This is a genomic window from Aquimarina intermedia (assembly GCF_008124785.1).
GTDB lineage: Bacteria > Bacteroidota > Bacteroidia > Flavobacteriales > Flavobacteriaceae > Aquimarina > Aquimarina intermedia.
This window is the reverse complement of the sequence record NZ_VNHU01000015.1, coordinates 1-20343: the sequence shown is the minus strand read 5'-3', so window position 1 is coordinate 20343 and position 20343 is coordinate 1. Positions and strand designations below refer to the sequence as shown.

Here is a 20343-nt window from a genome sequence, read left to right as displayed (position 1 = left end):
AACAATATTACCGCGCACAACAGTTAATAAGTACTGCTGACAACATTTTGAAATTTAAATACTTTTTTGTCTATTTACTAAAATCAAGGCAAAATTGTAATTGTCACACAATTTACTTCTGCAAAGGACAATCGATACGACTGACAATTGATCATTTGCCCGCCTACAATGTTAAGATTGGTTAAAGGGTATAGTTTTTGCCTGTTACATAGTAAAAATTACTATTTTAGTTAAAGAAAAAGAAAGAGAATTTTATGGATGATAATTTTTCACCTAGAGTTAAGGATGTTATTGCTTATAGTAAAGAAGAGGCACTGCGTTTGGGCCATGACTTTATAGGTACCGAACATCTTATGCTGGGATTATTAAGAGATGGGAGCGGAAAAGCAATTAGCATATTAGATGCATTGGATATTGATTTAACTAATTTGAGAAGAAAGGTTGAGATCTTGAGTCCTGCCAATCCGGATATCGCAATTGCATCTAATGAAAAGAAAAACTTGCACCTCACCCGTCAAGCTGAGCGCGCTTTAAAAACTACATTTTTGGAAGCAAAACTTTTTCAAAGTGCTTCGATTAATACAGCGCATCTGTTGTTGTGTATTTTAAGAAATGAAAACGACCCCACTACTAAACTTTTAAATCGTTTAAAAGTCGATTATGATAACGTTAAAGACCAATTTAAGTTTATGATCACAAATGAAGAAGAATTTATAGAAACTCCACAAGCCGAGTCATTTTCTGAAGATGATGACTTAAGTGGAGATAGCTCAAAAGAAAATCCGTTCAACTCTCCATCTGCTGGCAAAGCCACAAAAAAATCAAAGACTCCGGTTCTGGATAATTTTGGTCGGGATCTCACCGCTATGGCAGAAGAAGGCAAACTGGACCCAGTAGTTGGTCGTGCAAAAGAGATTGAACGTGTTTCTCAGATTTTGAGCCGTAGAAAAAAGAACAACCCGTTGCTAATTGGAGAACCCGGTGTTGGAAAATCAGCTATTGCAGAAGGTTTAGCCCTTAGAATCATACAGAGAAAAGTGTCTAGAATACTTTTTGACAAACGTGTAGTTACCCTTGATTTAGCAAGTCTTGTAGCCGGCACAAAGTACAGAGGTCAGTTTGAAGAACGTATGAAAGCAGTTATGAATGAGCTTGAAAAAAATGATGATATCATTTTGTTCATTGACGAAATTCATACCATTGTTGGTGCCGGTGGTGCTACAGGAAGTCTTGATGCTTCAAATATGTTCAAACCTGCCTTAGCTCGTGGTGAAATACAATGTATCGGTGCTACTACCCTTGATGAGTACAGACAGTACATAGAAAAAGACGGAGCCTTGGAGCGACGTTTTCAAAAAGTTATTGTAGAACCTACAAATATTGAGGAGACCATAGAGATTTTAAACAATATTAAGGATAAATATGAGGATCATCATAACGTGAGCTACACACAAGAAGCTATTGAAGCTTGTGTCAAATTGACGAATCGTTATATGACGGACAGATTTTTACCGGACAAGGCAATTGATGCTTTAGATGAAGCTGGATCTCGTGTACATATCACAAATATAGACGTTCCCAAAAAGATTCTTGATCTTGAGAAGAAGCTGGAGGATGTACGAGAACTCAAAAATAGTGTTGTTAAAAAACAAAAATACGAGGAAGCTGCCAAATTGCGAGATGATGAAAAAAATCTGGAAAAAGAACTTTCATTAGCGCAGGAGCAATGGGAAAAAGACTCTAAACTACATAAAGAGACCGTATCCGAGGATAACGTTGCCGATGTGGTTTCTATGATGACCAGTATTCCTGTAAATAGAATTGCACAAACCGAAAGCAATAAATTAGCTGAATTACCCAACCTGATTAAGGGTAAAGTAATTGGACAGGATGAAGCCGTTTCCAAAGTGGTTAAAGCGATTCAACGTAATCGTGCAGGACTGAAAGATCCGAATAAACCCATTGGTTCCTTTATTTTCCTCGGACAAACAGGTGTAGGGAAAACGCAACTTGCTAAAGTACTTTCAAAAGAATTATTTGATAGCGAAGACACACTGATTCGTATCGATATGAGTGAGTATATGGAGAAGTTCGCTGTATCCAGGTTAATCGGTGCACCTCCGGGATATGTTGGGTATGAAGAGGGTGGACAGTTGACAGAAAAAATCAGAAGAAAACCCTATTCTGTAGTACTTCTCGATGAAATAGAAAAAGCACATCCCGATGTATTCAATATGATGCTTCAAGTTTTGGATGACGGATATCTTACGGATAGCTTAGGTCGGAAAATTGATTTTAGAAACACAATAATAATCATGACCTCTAATATCGGAGCGCGTAAGCTTAAAGATTTTGGACAAGGAGTTGGTTTTGGTACCTCCGCAAAAAAATCCCAAACTGATGAGTATGCTCGTGGAGTTATTGAAAGTGCTTTGAAAAAAGCTTTTGCACCGGAATTCCTTAACCGAGTGGACGATGTTGTTGTTTTTAACGCTTTAGAACGTGAAGACATTCATAAAATTATCGATATTGAACTAAATAAATTATACGGCCGTATAAAGAATATTGGTTATGAATTACACCTGACGGATAAAGCAAAAGACTATATTTCTGATAAAGGTTTTGATAAACAATTCGGAGCACGACCGCTAAAAAGAGCGATTCAAAAATATATTGAAGATGCTTTAGCTGAAGAAATAATTAATTCTCACTTAGCAGAGGGAGACAGTATATTCATGGATATGGATGAGAACGCGGAAAAGTTGGTGATTACCATTAAAAAAGCTGAAAAATCTACAGAATCGTAGTAATAAATTAATACTATAAAAGGATAGGCCTCGCAAAAGCGAGGCTTATTTCTTTTTAAGATTGAACACAAGTTAATAAAAAGCCCCCCAACATGAATTATAAAAATCTTAAACCATACCACAAATGAGGCATCCAAAGGCAATTGCAAAATATAATTTGGATTTTTGCTCATTAGAATTGCATGAGAACTACATGAAAGCAGAAATTAACGAAGGCGTGTGCATCACTTCTGAACGTAATGCAACACTAACAGAAATCGCCTTACAATTTTTTAAAAATAGACCTTTTGTATATATCACCCATAGAGTTAATTCGTACGCAGTAGATCCTACAGTATATTTTGAGACCTCTCAAATTGATAATCTGGTCGCTTTTATAATTGTATCCGATCTAGTAATTCACAGGAAACAATACGAAATAGAGAAAAACTTCTTTAAAAAAGAATTTAAGTATTTCGAATCAATGGAAAAAGCTTTAGCATATAAAGATGAGATTCTCAGCTGTATAGAAAAATAATAAGATATTTCGTTAACCAACTAACCAAAATCTTACACCAAATTGAGTGAGTGTCAAAATGTAAAGGAGTATAAACCCTCTGGTTTATACTCCTTTACATTTCTATACATTAAGATTGCTTACTTCGCAATATTTACCGCTCTGGTTTCGCGTATTACAGTTATCTTAACCTGACCGGGATAGGTCATATCTGTCTGAATTTTTTGAGAAATTTCAAAGGATAAGCTTTCAGCTCGTTCATCATTTACCTTTTCACTCTCTACGATAACTCTTAATTCTCTACCGGCTTGTATAGCATAAGCTTTCTTCACTCCACTAAAACCAAAAGCAATCTCCTCAAGATCCTTAAGACGTTGAATATACGAATCCAGCACTTGTCTTCTGGCACCAGGTCTAGCTCCGCTAATAGCATCACACACTTGTATAATTGGCGAAATTAAGGAGGTCATTTCCACTTCGTCATGGTGAGCTCCAATAGCATTACAAACCTCTGGTTTCTCACCATATTTTTCTGCCCACTGCATTCCTAAAATTGCATGTGGCACTTCGGTTTCAGTATCAGGCACTTTACCAATATCGTGTAATAACCCTGCTCTCTTAGCTAATTTAGGATTCAATCCTAATTCCGCAGCCATCACTCCACACAATTTAGCGACTTCACGTGAATGCTGCAATAAGTTTTGTCCATAAGACGAACGATATTTCATTCTACCAACCGTCTTAATCAATTCTGGATGCAGTCCATGAATTCCTAAATCAATAACAGTACGCTTACCCACTTCTATAATTTCTTCATCAATCTGTTTTCTGGTCTTTTTAACCACCTCTTCAATTCTGGCAGGATGTATTCGACCGTCGGTAACTAACTTATGTAATGACAATCGAGCAACCTCACGTCTTACTGAATCAAAACAAGAAAGAATAATAGCCTCTGGAGTATCATCAACAATAATTTCGACACCCGTAGCGGCTTCAATCGCTCTAATATTACGACCTTCTCTTCCTATAATTCTACCTTTAACATCATCACTTTCGATATTGAAAACAGATACACAGTTCTCTACAGCCTCTTCGGTACCAATACGTTGAATGGTATTAATTATAATTTTCTTAGCCTCTTGCTTTGCAGTTAATTTAGCCTCTTCGATACGATCCTGAATAAGTGCCATAGAGTCAGCTTTGGCTTGCTCTTTTAAAGATTCTACCAACTGCTCTTTTGCTTCATCAGCAGATAAACCGGAGATAACTTCCAGCTGTTGTACCTGGCTTTTGTGAAGCTTCTTTAATTCGCTACTTTTCTTTTCCAAGTATTCGGTATGCTTATCAGTTTCTTTAAGCTTCGCTTCCAGCTCTGCACTTAGCTTTTTATTTTTTGCCAGTTCATTAGAAACCTGTGATTCTTTATCACGGGTTCTTTTTTCTGCATCAGCCATTTTTTTATCTCTGGAAAAAATAACTTTTTCATGCTCTGATTTGAGCTCAATGAACTTTTCTTTTGCTTGTAGTATTTTATCCTTCTTAATAGACTCACCTTCACTTTTTGCCTCTTTAATTAAGCGATCAGACGTTTTTTTAGCATTAGAAAGTATTTCAGAAGCTTTATTGCGTTCCAGCACCTTAGCTATAACAAAGCCCACTGCTATTCCTGCTATGGTCGCAACTATTAAGAATATTATATTATCCATAATTTAAATTTAATATTTGTGTATAAAAAAGCCTGCACTAGCATGGGTTTTGTATAAACTCTGTAAAAACAGGTTTAGGGCTAACAAGCTGGTCAAGAATCCGCTCAAGGCGGCGCGCTTTTACAACTTAAACTCACCCTTTTGAATTAATTCTTGTTGAGTTTATCAAAAAATACGACTAGTGCAGGCAGTAACCTTATGTCCTATGATATGAACGTTATGATAAATGCTTATCTAACAAATCGCTTAATACCGTAAGGCGAGTTGCTACATTATTTTTATCATTATCTTTATCTATTCCTTTTTGTTCCACTTGTGCTGCTAATTGCAAAGCACACATAGCCAAAACGTCTTGTTTATCTCTCACTGCATAACTCTGCTCAAATTGCTTGATCATTTCTTCGATCTTTTTTGCGGCTTTTCTCAATCCTTCTTCCTGTTCAGGATGTACCGTTAGAGGATAGACACGATCGGCAACAGTAATTTTAATCTTCAGCTTATCGGCCATTTCCCCTTTATTATTCTGAGAGTTGCGCTATACACGTATCAATCTCTCGTATCAAAGCATTTATTTTGAGCTTAGTTTCTCTTTTATATTCGTCACTGCCTAACATTGCATTAGCATTTTTAAGGGCACTGAACTTTTCTTCCCACTGCCTTAATTGATCTGATTGGACTTCAGCATTTCGCCGAAACTCCCCTATCTTACGTTCCAGATCGATATTCTGTTGCTGTAAATGATCATAACGATCCAGCAACCTGCTTATCTTATCTTCCAGAGAATCAATAGTCCCAATTAAATCACTCATTATTTAGCTACGCAATACTTCGTTACACAAAGTTAACATACCAATTGAAAAATCCCAATAGTTTTTAAACTAATTTTGATGTGGGAGCACAACCAAATTCAATCTACTTATAATTAATGGTTTATGAAAATTAGAAAACATATTTTCTATATTCAAATCAAAATTTTTACATTTACCAACTATGCGTGTAATCCCCTTACTTTTTCTATTTATATCGATTGCTGTATTCGCACAAAATACGGATACAACGTCCAATTTTATACCTCCATTACCGATCACTTTGATGACCTCGGGAACATTCGGTGAATTACGGTCCAATCATTTTCATTCTGGTTTGGATCTGAAAACTAACGGGGTCGAAGGTATTCCTGTTATTGCAAGTGCAAGCGGCACAATTGTTAGAATCAAAGTATCTCGTTTTGGATATGGAAAAGCTTTATATATCAAACATCCCGATGGTAAGTCTTCTGTATATGCGCATCTCAAAAAATTCAATCCAACGATCGAAGCGTATGTAAAAAAACGACAGTATGCCAAGGAATCCTACGACATTCAGCTGTATCCAAAATCCGGGCTGTTACAGGTATCACAAGGAGATACAATTGCCTACAGTGGAAATACAGGGGGAAGTGGCGGACCACATCTGCATTTTGAAATTCGAGATAAGAACGCTCGTCCAATGAATCCGATGGCATTCGGAATTGAAATTTTGGACACTAATAAACCTATCATTCAAGACCTTTATATCTACCCTCAAAATGACGCCTCGCATGTCGAAATGAGTAGAGAAAAATATAAAGTCGCACTGCGGTTACAAGCTGACGGTAGTTATCGAGCTGATGAAATAAAGGCTTTTGGAAAACTGGGAATTGGAGTTGCTACTTATGATCAGCAGGATTTAGCTCCGAATAAGAATGGCGTATATGCTATAACTTCGACGGTCAATGGTTCGCCGAACTTTGGGATCGAAATGAATCGTTTTAGCTTTTCTGAAACGCGCTATATCAACCGATTGATTGATTATGCGCATTATAAAGATAATCGCATAAAAATTGAAAAACTTTTTATCGAAAAAAACAATCCCTTGTCGGTTTACAAAAACGTTAAAGATGATGGCTATATCTCAGTACAGGACAGCTTGTCCTATCTGGTCAAAATATCAGTTAAAGATTATTCAGGAAATACTACAGTCATTCACATTCCTATACTCGGAAAAAAAGTCAATTTACCATCAGCCGTAGATTCAAAAACAGATTTTTTCGCCTCCTGGGAGGAAGATTTCGTCTATGCTGGCAATCAAGTCGATGTACACATTCCCAAACACAGTTTATATGAAGACGTATACTTGGATATTACACAAGACAAAGATACGATTCGAATTCACACAAAAAGTACGCCGCTTCACAGAAATATGAGTATAGCATTTGACGTTTCAAAGTATACGAATCAGGACAAAAAGAAGCTTTACATTGCCCGAGTGAATGAACAAAACAAAACGTACTACTGTTCGACTAAAAAAAGTGGAGATCGATTCCTTACCAAAACGCGTACATTTGGCACCTATACCTTGGCAAAGGATACGGAACAACCTACAATTATGCCACTTAATGTTGCGGATAACAAATGGATCTCTAATGAAAATTTTTTAAAATTTAAGATCAATGACAACGATAGTGGAATAGATAGTTATCGCGCAACAATAAACGGTAAATTCATTTTGATGGAATATGATTATAAAACCGGGATGCTTGTATATGATTTTAATGATGCTGTAGAGACAGCTACAGAAAATAATTTAAAACTTACTGTGAAAGACAATGTAGGCAATACGTCCATTTATACTACCACATTTTTCAGAAAACAGCTTTTACAACCTTGAAAAACCTACTCATCCTCTCGCTCCTTCTTTTATTGTCTGCATCTTCTACCCTACTCAGTCAAACTGCTACTTTAAAAGGTGTAATTCTAGACACAGACAAGAAACCTGTAGTCGGAGCAACTATTTCTCAGAATGAGATCGGCACACAAAGCGATAGTAACGGGGTGTATCAATTAAGTATCCCTTCCAATGCCGAATTTGAGATTACTATCGCACATATCGGTTTTAAAAACATCCGTTTCAAAATTAAGTTAGCTCCCAATCAGGTATACGAGCTTAATCCTATTTTAAAACAGGACATCGAACAAATTACGGAAGTTATCCTTTCTGGCAGTGAGCGAAAGGACATTGAAGGTTTAGCTACGTTGGATCCGGAAACTATCAGATCCACACCCTCTGCCAATGCGGGCGTTGAAGGCTTGCTAAAGTTATTACCGGGTGTAAGTAGTACAAATGAATTGAGTACGCAATATTCGGTACGTGGCGGTAATTATGATGAAAACCTAGTCTACGTAAATGATATTGAGGTCTACCGTCCCTTTTTAGTGCGATCGGGACAACAAGAAGGTCTCAGTTTTGTGAATAGCGACTTGGTGCGTACTGTCGATTTTTCAGCCGGAGGATTTCAAGCAAAATTCGGAGATAAACTATCCTCCGTTCTGGACATCACCTATAAACGTCCTACCAACATAGAAACCTCGGTCAAACTAAGCTTATTGGGTGCGAGCGTTGCTACACAAGGAGTGACAAAGAACAAAAAACTCAGTGGTATTTTGGGGTTTAGATATCGGGACAACAGCATGTTGGTGGAAGCCAAACAAACTGAAACCAATTTTAATCCCCGCTTTGCAGATGTGCAAACATTTCTCACCTATACCTCTACTTCTAAAATAGAAATGAGCTTTTTAGGAAATTTAAGCCTTAATAATTATTCCTACGAACCTCTAACCCGGCAGACCAATTTTGGTACAGTCAATAATACTCAGGCGCTTTTGGTATATTATCAAGGACAGGAAGAAGATCGATACACCACCTCTATGGGAGCTGTTAAAACAACCTATCGTTTGAACGACGCTGTAGACCTAAAGCTTATAACCTCAGTATACCACACCAAAGAACAAGAATACTACGACATTTTAGCACAATACGAGCTAGGCACCGTAAATAACGATATTGGAAGCGAAAACTTAGGTGAAATTGAATTTAGCGAAGGTATCGGTTCGCAACTCACGCATGCACGAAATGATCTGGATGCTTTATTCTATAACATTGAGCACAAAGGAAACTATCACAAGAACAACCATCAATTTGAGTGGGGTGTTAAGTATACTTTTGAGAACATAAAAGATCGCATTCAGGAGTATGAAATTGTTGATTCTGCCGGATTTTCTATTCGTCCGCCGATTAATGATTTCAAGAATGATCAACCCTACACTCCGTACACAAGTCCGCTGCTTCCTTTTAACTCCGTTCGTGCACAGAATGATATTGACATCCAAAGAATCTCGGGATACCTTCAATATAGCATGCGTGCAACTATTAGTGAACATAAATTTTGGTCCAATATAGGCGCTCGTTTTCAACACTATACTGTTTCGGGAGATCAAATTGCAACCAATAGCGAAATCATTATTAGTCCGAGAGCTCAAGTAGCGTTACAACCGGATTGGAAAGCAGATATGCTTTTTAGAATTTCGGGAGGGCTCTATTACCAACCTCCTATGTATCGAGAATTGAGAGATCTCTCAGGCACGGTAAACTCTGAGGTCAAAGCTCAAAAATCGGTACATATTGTTCTCGGCAACGACTACAGTTTCTTACTATGGAATCGCCCGTTTAAGCTTTCTACAGAACTCTATTATAAAGAATTGTCCAAAATTAACGCTTATACGGTAGAGAACGTTCGGATTCGATATGCTGCGAACAATAATGCAAGAGCATACGCGCAAGGAATAGATTTACGCCTCAATGGTGAATTTGTTCCCGGTACAGAAAGCTGGGTCAGTTTGAGTTATCTCAAAACAGAAGAAAATCAGAATGATCGCGGGTATATTGCCCGACCAACTGATCAACGCATTAAAGTTGGGGTCCTGTTTCAGGATTATGTCCCCACCATTCCTAATCTGAAGATGTATCTTAATATGGTGTATCAGACAGGCGTGCCCAGTGGATCGCCATCAAATGCTGATCCTTATGAATATCAAAACAGGCTCCCGGATTACAGGCGCGCGGATTTAGGAATTTCTTATGTAGTGGTAGATGCCAATCAACCTGAAGCAACTCCAAACTGGCTGAAGATTTTCAATGATTTGAGCGTTGGATTCGAAATTTATAATGTGTTTAACAATCAAAATTCAATTACCAACACCTTTGTTCGGGATGCGTCATCACAACGTCAATATGCGATTCCAAATTATTTAACTGCACGTACTTTTAATGTAAAGTTAGCACTGAAGTTTTAGCAAAATCTAACTAACTCTCGATAAATTTCTTAAGCACCTCAACGGCGTAATCCACGTCTTCTTTGGTGTTGAATTTAGAAAATGAAAAGCGTACCGATGGTTTTTCTATGTCTTCGGCAGATAAAATCTCTGATAACACATGAGATCCTTTGCTGCTTCCACTTTGACAAGCACTCCCTCGGGAACATGCAATCCCGTTAATATCTAAATGAAATAGTAAAATCCCTGCCTTTTCTGAAGATATCGGCAAACAAACGTTTAGCAAGGTATAGGTATTATGTTCATTTTGACAACAATCGGCATTAAATTTTACTTCAGGAATATGTTGCTTCAATTGGGCAGTGAAATAATCCTTAATTCCCGTTACGTACGCCGTATCTTCTTCCAAATTGTCATATGCCAGACGTAATGCTTCAGCCATACCTACAATATTATGAACACTTTCGGTACCCCCTCGAAATCCTCGCTCCTGCTCTCCACCAAAAATTAAAGGTTTTAACCCGGAGTTTTTTCGCACAAACGCAAAACCAACGCCTTTAGGACCATGAAATTTGTGCGCACTCACGGCAGTAAAATCAACCGTTATATCAGCTAAATTCGCATCAAAATGACCAATAGACTGTACCATATCGCTATGAAAAAGCGCGTTATGTGTTCTACAAAGTTCAGCTACTGCATCAATATTTAAAATACAACCAACTTCATTATTGATATGCATTAAACTAACCAATGTCTTTTCTGTTGCTGTTTGCAAAAGTTCTTGAAGATGCGCATAGTCAATAGCACCCGTCGGTAAAATTTTCACATAACTCACAGCGATATCCTGATGCTTTTGTAGTTCTTGCACTGTGTGTAGCACTGCATGGTGTTCGATTCTGGTAGTGATGATATGACGAACGCCCAAATCACGTACTGAGCTATTTAATGCCAAGTTATCTGCTTCGGTGCCCCCGGAGGTAAAAATTATTTCTCCGGCGGTAACTCCGAGTTGTTTAGCGATTTGTTTACGAGCCTGTTCAATAAGATTTTTGGCAGAGCGTCCAAAGGCATGGATGGATGAAGGGTTCCCATAGCTATCCTGTAAAACCTCTGTCATTTTGGTGATTACATCTGGATGAACCTGAGTCGTAGCAGCGCTGTCAAAATAAACTTTTCGCATTATATTGTTTGTTTAATCAGGCAAAACTATAGTAAATAAAATTATTTTCCATGGATAACGTTATAATCTTTCAATTGCCTTATTTTTGCTTAAAAGCGGAATTAATCCTATGAATAAACGTATTGTTTTATTTTTATTAGCTAGCTTCCTATTCGCCTGTAACGATGGAGATATTATCATTACCTCTTTTGAGTTTGACGAAGTGGACCTTCAATTATGTAACGGATCCGGGGAGAATGAGTACGTATTTTATAAAATCGGAAAAGAAGTTAACGAAGCTATCGCCTTTACCTTTAAAAATGAGCAATTTTCGGACACTATATCTACAGAGGCGCCGATCTCAATTAATTTGGCTACCGAAGCAGGAGACTTGGTGTATCGTAAATTTAGCGGAGAGGTGCCTGCTACTTATTTTTGTGGTAGTGTACCGCCCAATGACATTACCATTACCGAAGATTTGTTTAGTCTATCCGGAAATGCAACCATTGTTACCGAAATTATAACCGAAGATGATGATGACGGTATTCCGGCAGCAGAAGAGGATATCAATAATGATGGCAATCTTGAAAACGATGACACCGACAATGATGGCATCCCTAACTATAAAGATGCTGATGACGATGATGATAATATCTTAACCATTATTGAATTACCAAATAATATTCCTGACAATGATGATCCTAGAGACAGCGACGAGGATGGTATACCGGATTATTTGGATAATGATGATGATAATGATGGGGTGTTAACGAGAAATGAAGATACGAATGGTGAAGATGGTCCGAGAGAAGATGATGATAACAACGATAATATCCCCAATTATTTACAGGCCGATCAAGTAACCGAATATCCAACACCTATAAGCAACCTTAATACTGTTGAAACGACTTATAGAACCTCTGTTAGCATTACTAACCTTGAACTTAGTTCGGATTCACAAACCTTAGATTCTGACACCTATGTACTCGGCTTTAGAGACATCACGATTGATAAGATAAATAAGAAAGATGAAAAATAATATAAAGACGATCCACTTGTTTTTAGGCCTTATGGCAGGCTTACTTATTTTGGCCGCTAGTTGTAGTGAAGGGGATCTTATCACCGATGAATTGGAATTTGAAGGGACATTAGGCAATTGTGCAAATATCAGTGCAAATACCTTTGTTTTTTATAAGCTTGATGCAACGAAAAGCAAAGCACTATTCCTAAATTTTACAGGTACAAATTTCACGCTTATTCCGGATACCAAAAAACTAACGTCCACAGATGTGGTTACACTTAATGAAACTACCAATTTACTTACATATCGTGAGTTTAACTCCCCTATCACAGCTTCCAGCTATTTTTGTAGTAACATTCCGCCGAAAGAAAACACCGCCACCCTTGAGTATGTAAGCACCAGCGGTACTGCTGAAATTAGTTATGATTTTTTGAGAACTGAAGCGAACGATTCTATATTTAGACGTACGATTCTTTTAAAAGATATCACCTTAACCGGTGAAGGGGTTGCTTACAGAAAAGAGGTCTTGGCTCTAGGCGAACAAGAAGTTGCAAAAACCTTTACGCCTTAATTTAATTTAGTTGTTTGGGTTTTGTTTTATATACACCTCCATAGCACCCAAACCATATTTTTTATAATCTCCATCAGAGATACTTAAATTATCATACCTTCCAAACAGATACTTTAACTCTTCTTTGAGCACGCCTTGTCCTACTCCATGAATAAAAATTACTACAGGAATACGTTTGCTGATTGCAAAATCCAATTGACGCTTAGCTGTATCCAATTGTAAGTTCACCATATCATGATTGGTCATCCCTCTACTGGATTTTACCAATTTGTGAATATGCAAATCCACTTCCATCGGGGGAGCTTGTTGCTTTTTTGGTTTGACAGCCGGACGTTTTGTTTTCTTTTGAAAATGTTCTTTTTCCTGTAGGTTCTTATGTACCTCTTCATAGGATGGCAGGGTCATATCTCCGGTCATCACGCGCACAAGTTCATTGACGGGAAAGCTTAACTCAAAGCCATCATCACTCATTATCACAGCTTCATCCTTCTCTAATCTTATAACATCCCCTGTTATATCTTCATCCAAAACCGAAACCTTATCACCTACCTCTATCATATCCAAAATTATTCTTGCGTCTCATCCGTACTTCCTTCAGAGCGTGAAGAAAGCGTTGTATTGACCATATACAACCCTCCCATTAAACAAACGACCCCCAAACTTTGCAGGTAATAGTTCTTTTCTTCAGCCATCAGTTGATGGACTAATATCCCTATCCCAATCGCGATACAGCTTGTTTTGAGAATTGTTTTAAAACTAGTGCTTTTCATCCGGTAAAAATATGAGGATTTTATGAAAATGAAATTATCTCATGCAAAAAATATGTAAATACGTATATTGTACCTCAAAATACCTAAGATTACTGTGGAAAAATACATGTTTCCTTGTCTTAATAAAAAACTTTTTGGGGTTGACTGCTTAGGGTGTGGTTTACAACGCTCCTTGTCTTATCTGGCACAAGGGGAGTTCGCGCAAGCTTTCAAAATGTATCCGGCCGTATACCCGCTACTTCTATTACTAGCCTTTTGGGGAGTTACCTTATTCTTTAAGTTTAGATTTGACACCTATATCAAATACGGTTTACTGGCAGTTACGGTGCTGACTATCATCATAAGTTACTTTATCAAAATGAATTTTATGTTCAACTAACCTTTCAATATTATGGAAAAACAAACATTACCAAACTCTACTTTAATTCTAGTATTCGGAATTCTATCAATTCTTGGTTGCTGCTGCTATGGATTCTTCGGAATCGTATTTGGAATCATTGCTATTATTATGTCCAAAAAAGCAACGGAGCTGTACCTAGAGAACCCTGAGTTATACACCGGTTACCAAAATGTAAAAACCGGAAAGATTCTAGCTATTATTGGGTTGGTATTAAGTGCACTATATCTTATTTCCTTAATTATCTTCTTTATCATCGCAGGATATGACGGACTTATGGAAATGCAGCAAGAAATGCTTGAACAGTACAACTAGCATTAGAGCACAAAGCATAAAAAATCCCGCAAGTTGCGGGATTTTTTTATATCTAATAAGTAATCAGTAGGTTGATCTACTTTTCAAAAGTCTTTAATGTTTCAGTAATGATACGTACACAATCTAACAATTGCTCCTTCGTCATTACTAATGGTGGTGCAAAACGAATGATGTTACCATGCGTAGGTTTCGCTAACAAACCATTATCTTTTAAAGCCACACAGATATTCCAGGCAGTATCGCTGTCCTCACTATCATTAATTACAATGGCATTGAGTAATCCTTTACCACGTACCAGATTAACGATATTCGAAGTTTCAATATAGTTGTTAAGCTCTGCTCTAAAGAGTTCTCCTAACTCAAAGGCATTGATCGCTAATTTTTCATCTCTTACTACTTCAAGTGCAGCCATGGCAACTACCGCCGCCACCGGATTTCCACCAAAGGTACTCCCGTGACTTCCTGGTCGTATCACTTCCATGATATTGTCATTTGCCAATACCACAGAAACCGGATAGGCTCCGCCACTAATTGCTTTTCCAAGAATTAAAACATCAGGCTTCACCTTTGCATAATCTACCGCTAAAAGTTTTCCTGTACGGGCAATACCTGTTTGTACTTCGTCAGCAATAAACAGTACATTGTGTTTTTTACACAGCGCTTTCGCTTTCGCTAAATAATCTTCAGACGGCACATACACCCCTGCTTCTCCCTGAATCGGTTCTACAAGGAATCCTGCAACGTTGGGAGTGCTTTCCAAAACTTCTTCCAACGCCTTCAAATTATCATATTCAATTTTTATAAATCCATTGGTATACGGACCAAAATTGTCGCGTGCTACAGGATCATTTGAAAAAGAAATGATGGTTGTTGTACGTCCGTGAAAGTTGTTTTCGCACACAATGATCTGCGCTTCATTTTCGGCAATGCCTTTTTTCTCATATGCCCAACGGCGACAAATTTTTAAAGCAGTCTCTACCGCTTCGGCTCCTGTGTTCATTGGCAGCAATTTGTCAAACCCAAAATACTCAGTCGCAAATTTCTCAAACTCTCCTAATTTATCATTATAAAATGCACGAGAAGTTAAGGTTAGTTGTTTTGCTTGTTCGGTCATTGCATCCACAATTCTGGGATGACAATGTCCTTGATTTACTGCTGAGTATGCACTTAAAAAATCATAATATTTTTTATCCTCTACATCCCACACAAAAACTCCTTCTCCCCGGTTCAAAACCACAGGTAACGGATGGTAGTTGTGTGCTCCATACTTATTTTCTAAATCAATTGAGTGTTGTGATGACTTTTTTTCTAAAACTGCCATTATAAACGTATTAAAAATAAAACTTTACTATTCCTACTTATCCTACTCGTGAGAGCGGCGAGAAATCAACCGTAATGAAGTGGATCGCAAATTACTAAATCTTTAGCGAATTTTTTAGCGCTTCTCCCTTTAATCCTGCTAAATATTCTATTTTTGCGCTATGGCGAGAAAAAATAAAAAGCAAGTCTTCGAAAATATCGAAGTTATAGATGCAGGGGCAAAAGGAAAAAGTATTGCCAAAGCTCCTGATGGTAAGGTTATCTTTTTAAACAATGCAGTTCCCGGAGATGTCATAGATATCCGAACTACCAAAAAAAGAAAGGCATATTATGAAGGTACGGCTACCAATTTAATTAAACCTTCGTCAAAACGAGTGGAACCAATTTGCAAGCATTTTGGTACATGCGGTGGATGTAAGTGGCAATTTATGGGCTATGAACATCAATTGGATTACAAACAACAGGAAGTCATGAACAACCTCACACGCATTGGTAAGGTTGACCTCCCTGAGGTAACGCCGATCTTAGGCTCTGCAGAACAATTTTTTTACCGTAATAAAATGGAATTCTCTTTTAGTGACAGCCGTTGGTTATCGTTAGAAGAGATACAGAATGATGAAGAAATTAAGGATAGAAATGCACTAGGTTTTCATATTCCCGGCATGTGGGATAAGATTCTGGACATTGATACTTGCTATTTACAAGCAGATCCAAGTAACGCGATCCGTAATAAAGTCAGAGATTTTGCTACACAAAACAACCTTTCTTTTTACAATGCTCGTAATCAAACCGGCTTATTGCGTACTTTGATGATACGTACCACCTCTACGGGTGAAATTATGGTATTGGTACAGTTCTTTTTTGACGATGCCGAAAAACGTAATCTCTTACTCGACTATATCAAAACTGAGTTTCCCGAAATTACTTCACTGCAATATGTGGTAAATGGTAAGGGTAATGATACTATATATGACCAAGACGTGATTTGTTACCACGGTAAAGATCATATTACCGAAGAAATGGAAGGCTTACAATTTAAGATTAATGCTAAATCTTTTTATCAAACCAATTCGGATCAGGCGTACGAACTATATAAAATTACCCGTGATTTTGCACAGTTAACCGGGGAAGAGCTAGTCTATGATTTATATACAGGTACCGGAACCATTGCACAGTTTGTTGCCAAACAAGCTAAAAAGGTAATTGGTGTGGAGGCTGTACCCGAAGCGATCGAAGATGCCAAGGAAAATGCCCGAAACAATAAGATCGACAATACAGAATTCTACGTAGGGGACATGAAAAAAGTGTTTACCAAAGATTTTATTGCTACCCATGGTCAACCCGAAGTAGTAATTACCGATCCCCCGCGAGACGGCATGCATAAAGACGTAGTACAACAACTACTGAATATCGCTCCGGCAAAAATTGTATACGTGAGTTGTAACAGCGCAACACAAGCGAGAGATTTGGCGTTATTAGACGAAGCGTACAAAGTAACTAAGGTGCAACCGGTGGATATGTTTCCGCAGACGCATCATGTAGAAAACGTTGTATTGCTCGAAAAAAGATAAGACTACCCACCATGAGATTAAAACCGTATATTCTAATTAGCTGTCTCTCCTTACTATCGATACTCCTGCTTACTCAGGTAAGTTGTGAGCGAGATGATATCTGTGCGCCCGATACGGCAACAACGCCCCTATTGGTTATTGCTTTTATTTCGGCCGAGACTGCCGAAGCTGAAGCGCCTGTAGAATTACAGATTAAAGGAGAAGGCATTGATGAATTGCTCGAACTGGGTACTGCTCTGGATACGATTAGGATACCACTTCGTACCAACGGTACCTTAAGCGAATTTGAATTTACGGTGAATAGCAACGTTGAGAATGATTCGATTCCCGCCAACACTGATATGGTAAGTTTTCAATACACGACAGTCGAAGAATATGTGAGTAGTGCGTGTGGTTTTAGAGCTACGTTTGAGGGCCTAAGTGCTACCAGAGAAAATACGACAGATACCGATAACTGGATTAATGAAATTATTGTACAAAGTTTAAATGTTAAGGATGAAACCACTACACACGTACTTATTCGTCATTAGTCTGATAGGAGCTACAGCACTTTATGCGCAGGAACCCACTACCACTGCCGAAACCGAGCAACAGGTAACAGCTACTGACACCCTCCCACCCGGAGAAAAGTATGGCTTACGTGTCGGGACAGATCTTAATAAACTATTGCTTACTGCGATCCAAGACGAATATACCGGATTCGAAATCAACGGAGATTATCGCTTCTACAAAGACTTCTATCTCGCTGCCGAGATTGGTAACGAAAAGTTGCTACGCGAAGAAGAAAATATAGTGGGCGAAGGCTCGGGGAGTTATGTACGTATCGGTGTGGATTATAATGCCTATGATAACTGGTATGGTATGCAAAATAGTATTTATGTTGGTGTACGTTATGGTTTTGCTACGTTTTCACAACGCTTAGATGAATACGCTGTCTTCACCGGTACCAATTATTACGGACCCACACGTATTACCGTACCCATCGAAGAAAAGGGATTGACCGCAGGATGGGGAGAACTTGTATTGGGGATCAAAGTAGAATTGTTTGCTAATATTTATCTGGGTGCCAATGTATCGATACGCGGCATGATCAATGAGACATCTCCCGAACAATTTGACAACCTTTTTATTCCCGGTTTTGGTAAAACCAATGACTTTAGCAATTTTGGCGTAGGTTATGGCTATTCGATAAGTTATTTGATTCCTTTTTATAAAAAGAAAAACTAGTCCATACATTTTGGTAAACCCTTGCTATCACTGCTTGGAAAGTTGCCGCACTTGTCAGGAAGCTTTCCCAGTGGTGGGAAAACGTGCCGCACTTGTCCCGAAGCTTTCCCGATGGTGGGAAACGTTGCCGCACTTGTCCTGAAGCTTTCCCGGTGGTGGGAAACGTTGCCGCACTTCTCCTGAAGGTTTCCCAGTGGTGGGAAAACGTGCCGCACTTGTCCCGAAGCTTTCCTGATGGTGGGAAACGTTGCCGCACTTGTCCTGAAGCTTTCCCGGTGGTGGGAAACGTTGCCGCACTTCTCCTGAAGGTTTCCCAGTGGTGGGAAAACGTGCCGCACTTGTCCCGAAGCTTTCCTGATGGTGGGAATCGCTATGCGAAAGGAGCGTCCTATAAAAACTTTAGCGTAAAAAATGAAGTGAAGGTAGTGGCTACAGGAAATTGGTTTAAAACGAGGAGTGGATATCTTACTGAAAAGGCATATTCGAACTTGGGTTTTTGAATGTCACCTCGAGCGGAGTCGAGAGGTTTGGGCGATGCAAAAAAGAAAAAACACTAATCGAATACTGAATACCGAATATAAAATATTGAATTTTAAATGCTAAATGTAAAAGTATCCTGTTTCCTGTCATCCTGTTTCTTGTCTCCCTTCTATCAAGTTTTGCTTTCTGCCTCGTGGCTTTTGCATGGCAATAGCTTATTTCAAATAAAATCTGTAGTTTAGTACCACTTAAACCCCACTTAGTATCTTTAGGGTAGTGATCGTAAAAGAGAAATATAGTTACTTTTGGTAATCATATAAAAGAATATAGTTACCAAAGGTGATTATATAACAGTGTTATGTGCAAGCGAAAAACACAAAAATGACAGAAGAAAAATTACAAATAGCGTTTTTAAAAGAACTGATTATAAATTCACCGAATAAATCGGAAATGAATATTAACGGATTTTACTCTGAACATATCTCTGACAAATCATTCCGAAAATTGTTCTCTGAAAAGCAAGTTCCTGATAAAAGCAAAATTTCGACATTTATCATTCCTCTGACTTCTGAATTAAAAAACATATTGCTAAACATTTTGGAATCGGAAAAAGAAAAACTGATTTACGACTTGGTTCATTTCTCAATCGAAAAAGAAAGCAAACCGATTTTTGTCAGTTATGACGGAATGGAATTAATGCAAATAAATAAAACGGAATTTAACGCGGAATTACTCAATTCGATTTCAGATAAATATAATGCACTCGAAATTGAATTATTTGACGAAATAAATGATAACGGATTTTTTGCAACGGAGAAAAAAGCCAGCACATAACAACTAAGCATTCATGCGGTCGGTACGACCGAGCATGCAGGCCGTGTTGACTAAACCGGGTCGATATTCCTTAGTATGGGGTTTGATATGTATTTCTATAGATCTGCGTGAGGTGGAACCTATTTAACAGAAGTTCTCTTTACCGATTTATGAGTGCCATTTTCTTCTTTCTATAGAGGTTGTGATGATTTTATAACGTAATTGTATCCTCTTTTTAATATTTTTTTTGTTTTTGGTCATAAGTATCCCCTTACCCGACAAGGGTGTTACTTTCTGGGGCAGTATGTTTACTCTTTATCTTTTTGAGCCAGTGATTTGGCGGTCCTCTGCTACCAAAAGTATGCACTGTTATCAGTATTCCTTTCATACAGCTTGGACACTTGCGATGTTGTATGGGATGTTTATTTTTTATTGCTGGTTTTTCTGTTAGTTGACCTTTAAGTAAGGGTAGCACTTTGTTCTTTATGCTACTACTTAAGATACCATAATGCCGTATTCTGGTAAAGCCTTTTGGCAGGATGTGTAAACAAAAGCGTCTAA

At 38.1% G+C, this 20343-nt stretch carries 21 protein-coding genes and 1 other RNA gene; 13 read left to right on the top strand and 9 right to left on the bottom strand.

What is annotated here, in order from left to right; translation table 11 throughout:
- Window positions 1-254: 254 nt before the first annotated feature.
- Window positions 255-2807, top strand: a complete 2553-nt coding sequence (locus BD809_RS15140) for an ATP-dependent Clp protease ATP-binding subunit (RefSeq protein ID WP_148783828.1) — start codon at window positions 255-257, stop codon at window positions 2805-2807.
- A gap of 124 nt (window positions 2808-2931) precedes the next feature.
- Window positions 2932-3324: a hypothetical protein gene (locus BD809_RS15135; protein ID WP_148783827.1), complete on the top strand. Its 393-nt coding sequence runs from the start codon at window positions 2932-2934 to the stop codon at window positions 3322-3324.
- Window positions 3325-3443: 119 nt separating this feature from the next.
- Here BD809_RS15135 and rny read toward each other — a convergent pair whose 3' ends face one another.
- The 4 genes from rny to BD809_RS15115 form a co-directional block, all read right to left on the bottom strand.
- Window positions 3444-5009, bottom strand: a complete 1566-nt coding sequence (gene rny / locus BD809_RS15130) for a ribonuclease Y (protein WP_148783826.1) — start codon at window positions 5007-5009, stop codon at window positions 3444-3446.
- Between the two features lie 55 nt (window positions 5010-5064).
- Window positions 5065-5171: non-coding RNA, 6S RNA (gene ssrS / locus BD809_RS15125), on the bottom strand.
- 55 nt (window positions 5172-5226) lie between these two features.
- Complete coding sequence (locus BD809_RS15120; protein ID WP_148783825.1) at window positions 5227-5517, bottom strand: cell division protein ZapA; 291 nt, start codon at window positions 5515-5517, stop codon at window positions 5227-5229.
- A 10-nt stretch (window positions 5518-5527) separates the two neighbouring features.
- Entirely contained in the window at window positions 5528-5818 is a 291-nt protein-coding gene (locus BD809_RS15115; protein ID WP_148783824.1) for a hypothetical protein, read from the bottom strand.
- Window positions 5819-5999: 181 nt separating this feature from the next.
- On the opposite strand from BD809_RS15115, the gene BD809_RS15110 reads away from it, so the two are divergent.
- Window positions 6000-7697 carry a M23 family metallopeptidase gene (locus BD809_RS15110; RefSeq protein ID WP_148783823.1) on the top strand — a complete coding sequence of 566 codons (1698 nt, stop codon included), beginning with the start codon at window positions 6000-6002 and terminating at the stop codon, window positions 7695-7697.
- Window positions 7694-10159, top strand: coding sequence for a TonB-dependent receptor (locus BD809_RS15105; protein WP_148783822.1), 2466 nt, complete (start codon window positions 7694-7696; stop codon window positions 10157-10159). The genes BD809_RS15110 and BD809_RS15105 overlap by 4 nt, the downstream gene beginning before the upstream one ends.
- 10 nt (window positions 10160-10169) lie before the next feature.
- Here the strand turns inward: BD809_RS15105 and BD809_RS15100 are convergent, their stop codons facing one another.
- Window positions 10170-11318: a cysteine desulfurase family protein gene (locus BD809_RS15100; RefSeq protein ID WP_148783821.1), complete on the bottom strand. Its 1149-nt coding sequence runs from the start codon at window positions 11316-11318 to the stop codon at window positions 10170-10172.
- A gap of 109 nt (window positions 11319-11427) precedes the next feature.
- Between BD809_RS15100 and BD809_RS15095 the strand changes: the two genes are divergently transcribed.
- Window positions 11428-12336: a hypothetical protein gene (locus BD809_RS15095; protein ID WP_148783820.1), complete on the top strand. Its 909-nt coding sequence runs from the start codon at window positions 11428-11430 to the stop codon at window positions 12334-12336.
- Window positions 12326-12889: a hypothetical protein gene (locus BD809_RS15090; RefSeq protein WP_148783819.1), complete on the top strand. Its 564-nt coding sequence runs from the start codon at window positions 12326-12328 to the stop codon at window positions 12887-12889. The genes BD809_RS15095 and BD809_RS15090 overlap by 11 nt, the downstream gene beginning before the upstream one ends.
- Before the next feature lie 6 nt (window positions 12890-12895).
- Here BD809_RS15090 and BD809_RS15085 read toward each other — a convergent pair whose 3' ends face one another.
- Window positions 12896-13447 carry a DNA mismatch repair protein MutS gene (locus tag BD809_RS15085; protein WP_148783818.1) on the bottom strand — a complete coding sequence of 184 codons (552 nt, stop codon included), beginning with the start codon at window positions 13445-13447 and terminating at the stop codon, window positions 12896-12898.
- Window positions 13448-13455: 8 nt separating this feature from the next.
- Complete coding sequence (locus BD809_RS15080; RefSeq protein WP_148783817.1) at window positions 13456-13659, bottom strand: hypothetical protein; 204 nt, start codon at window positions 13657-13659, stop codon at window positions 13456-13458.
- 94 nt (window positions 13660-13753) lie between these two features.
- On the opposite strand from BD809_RS15080, the gene BD809_RS15075 reads away from it, so the two are divergent.
- Both BD809_RS15075 and BD809_RS15070 read left to right on the top strand, forming a co-directional pair.
- Complete coding sequence (locus BD809_RS15075) at window positions 13754-14038, top strand: DUF2752 domain-containing protein (RefSeq protein WP_148783816.1); 285 nt, start codon at window positions 13754-13756, stop codon at window positions 14036-14038.
- A gap of 12 nt (window positions 14039-14050) precedes the next feature.
- Complete coding sequence (locus BD809_RS15070) at window positions 14051-14371, top strand: CCC motif membrane protein (protein WP_148783815.1); 321 nt, start codon at window positions 14051-14053, stop codon at window positions 14369-14371.
- Window positions 14372-14447: 76 nt separating this feature from the next.
- Here BD809_RS15070 and rocD read toward each other — a convergent pair whose 3' ends face one another.
- Complete coding sequence (gene rocD, locus BD809_RS15065) at window positions 14448-15692, bottom strand: ornithine--oxo-acid transaminase (protein WP_148783814.1); 1245 nt, start codon at window positions 15690-15692, stop codon at window positions 14448-14450.
- 160 nt (window positions 15693-15852) lie between these two features.
- On the opposite strand from rocD, the gene rlmD reads away from it, so the two are divergent.
- The 5 genes from rlmD (at window position 15853) to BD809_RS15040 (ending at window position 19803) form a co-directional block, all read left to right on the top strand.
- A complete protein-coding gene (gene rlmD / locus BD809_RS15060; RefSeq protein ID WP_148783813.1) occupies window positions 15853-17262 on the top strand; it encodes a 23S rRNA (uracil(1939)-C(5))-methyltransferase RlmD in 1410 nt (469 codons plus the stop codon).
- Between the two features lie 11 nt (window positions 17263-17273).
- Window positions 17274-17792, top strand: coding sequence for a DUF6452 family protein (locus tag BD809_RS15055; protein WP_148783812.1), 519 nt, complete (start codon window positions 17274-17276; stop codon window positions 17790-17792).
- Window positions 17758-18489 carry a DUF6048 family protein gene (locus BD809_RS15050; protein WP_211356730.1) on the top strand — a complete coding sequence of 244 codons (732 nt, stop codon included), beginning with the start codon at window positions 17758-17760 and terminating at the stop codon, window positions 18487-18489. The genes BD809_RS15055 and BD809_RS15050 overlap by 35 nt, the downstream gene beginning before the upstream one ends.
- 206 nt (window positions 18490-18695) lie before the next feature.
- Window positions 18696-18989, top strand: a complete 294-nt coding sequence (locus BD809_RS15045; RefSeq protein ID WP_148783811.1) for a hypothetical protein — start codon at window positions 18696-18698, stop codon at window positions 18987-18989.
- 361 nt (window positions 18990-19350) lie between these two features.
- Window positions 19351-19803, top strand: a complete 453-nt coding sequence (locus BD809_RS15040) for a hypothetical protein (RefSeq protein ID WP_148783810.1) — start codon at window positions 19351-19353, stop codon at window positions 19801-19803.
- A 250-nt stretch (window positions 19804-20053) separates the two neighbouring features.
- Here the strand turns inward: BD809_RS15040 and BD809_RS15915 are convergent.
- Window positions 20054-20343, bottom strand: a 290-nt coding sequence (locus BD809_RS15915) for a transposase (RefSeq protein WP_246131566.1), incomplete at its 5' end; no start/stop codon positions are given.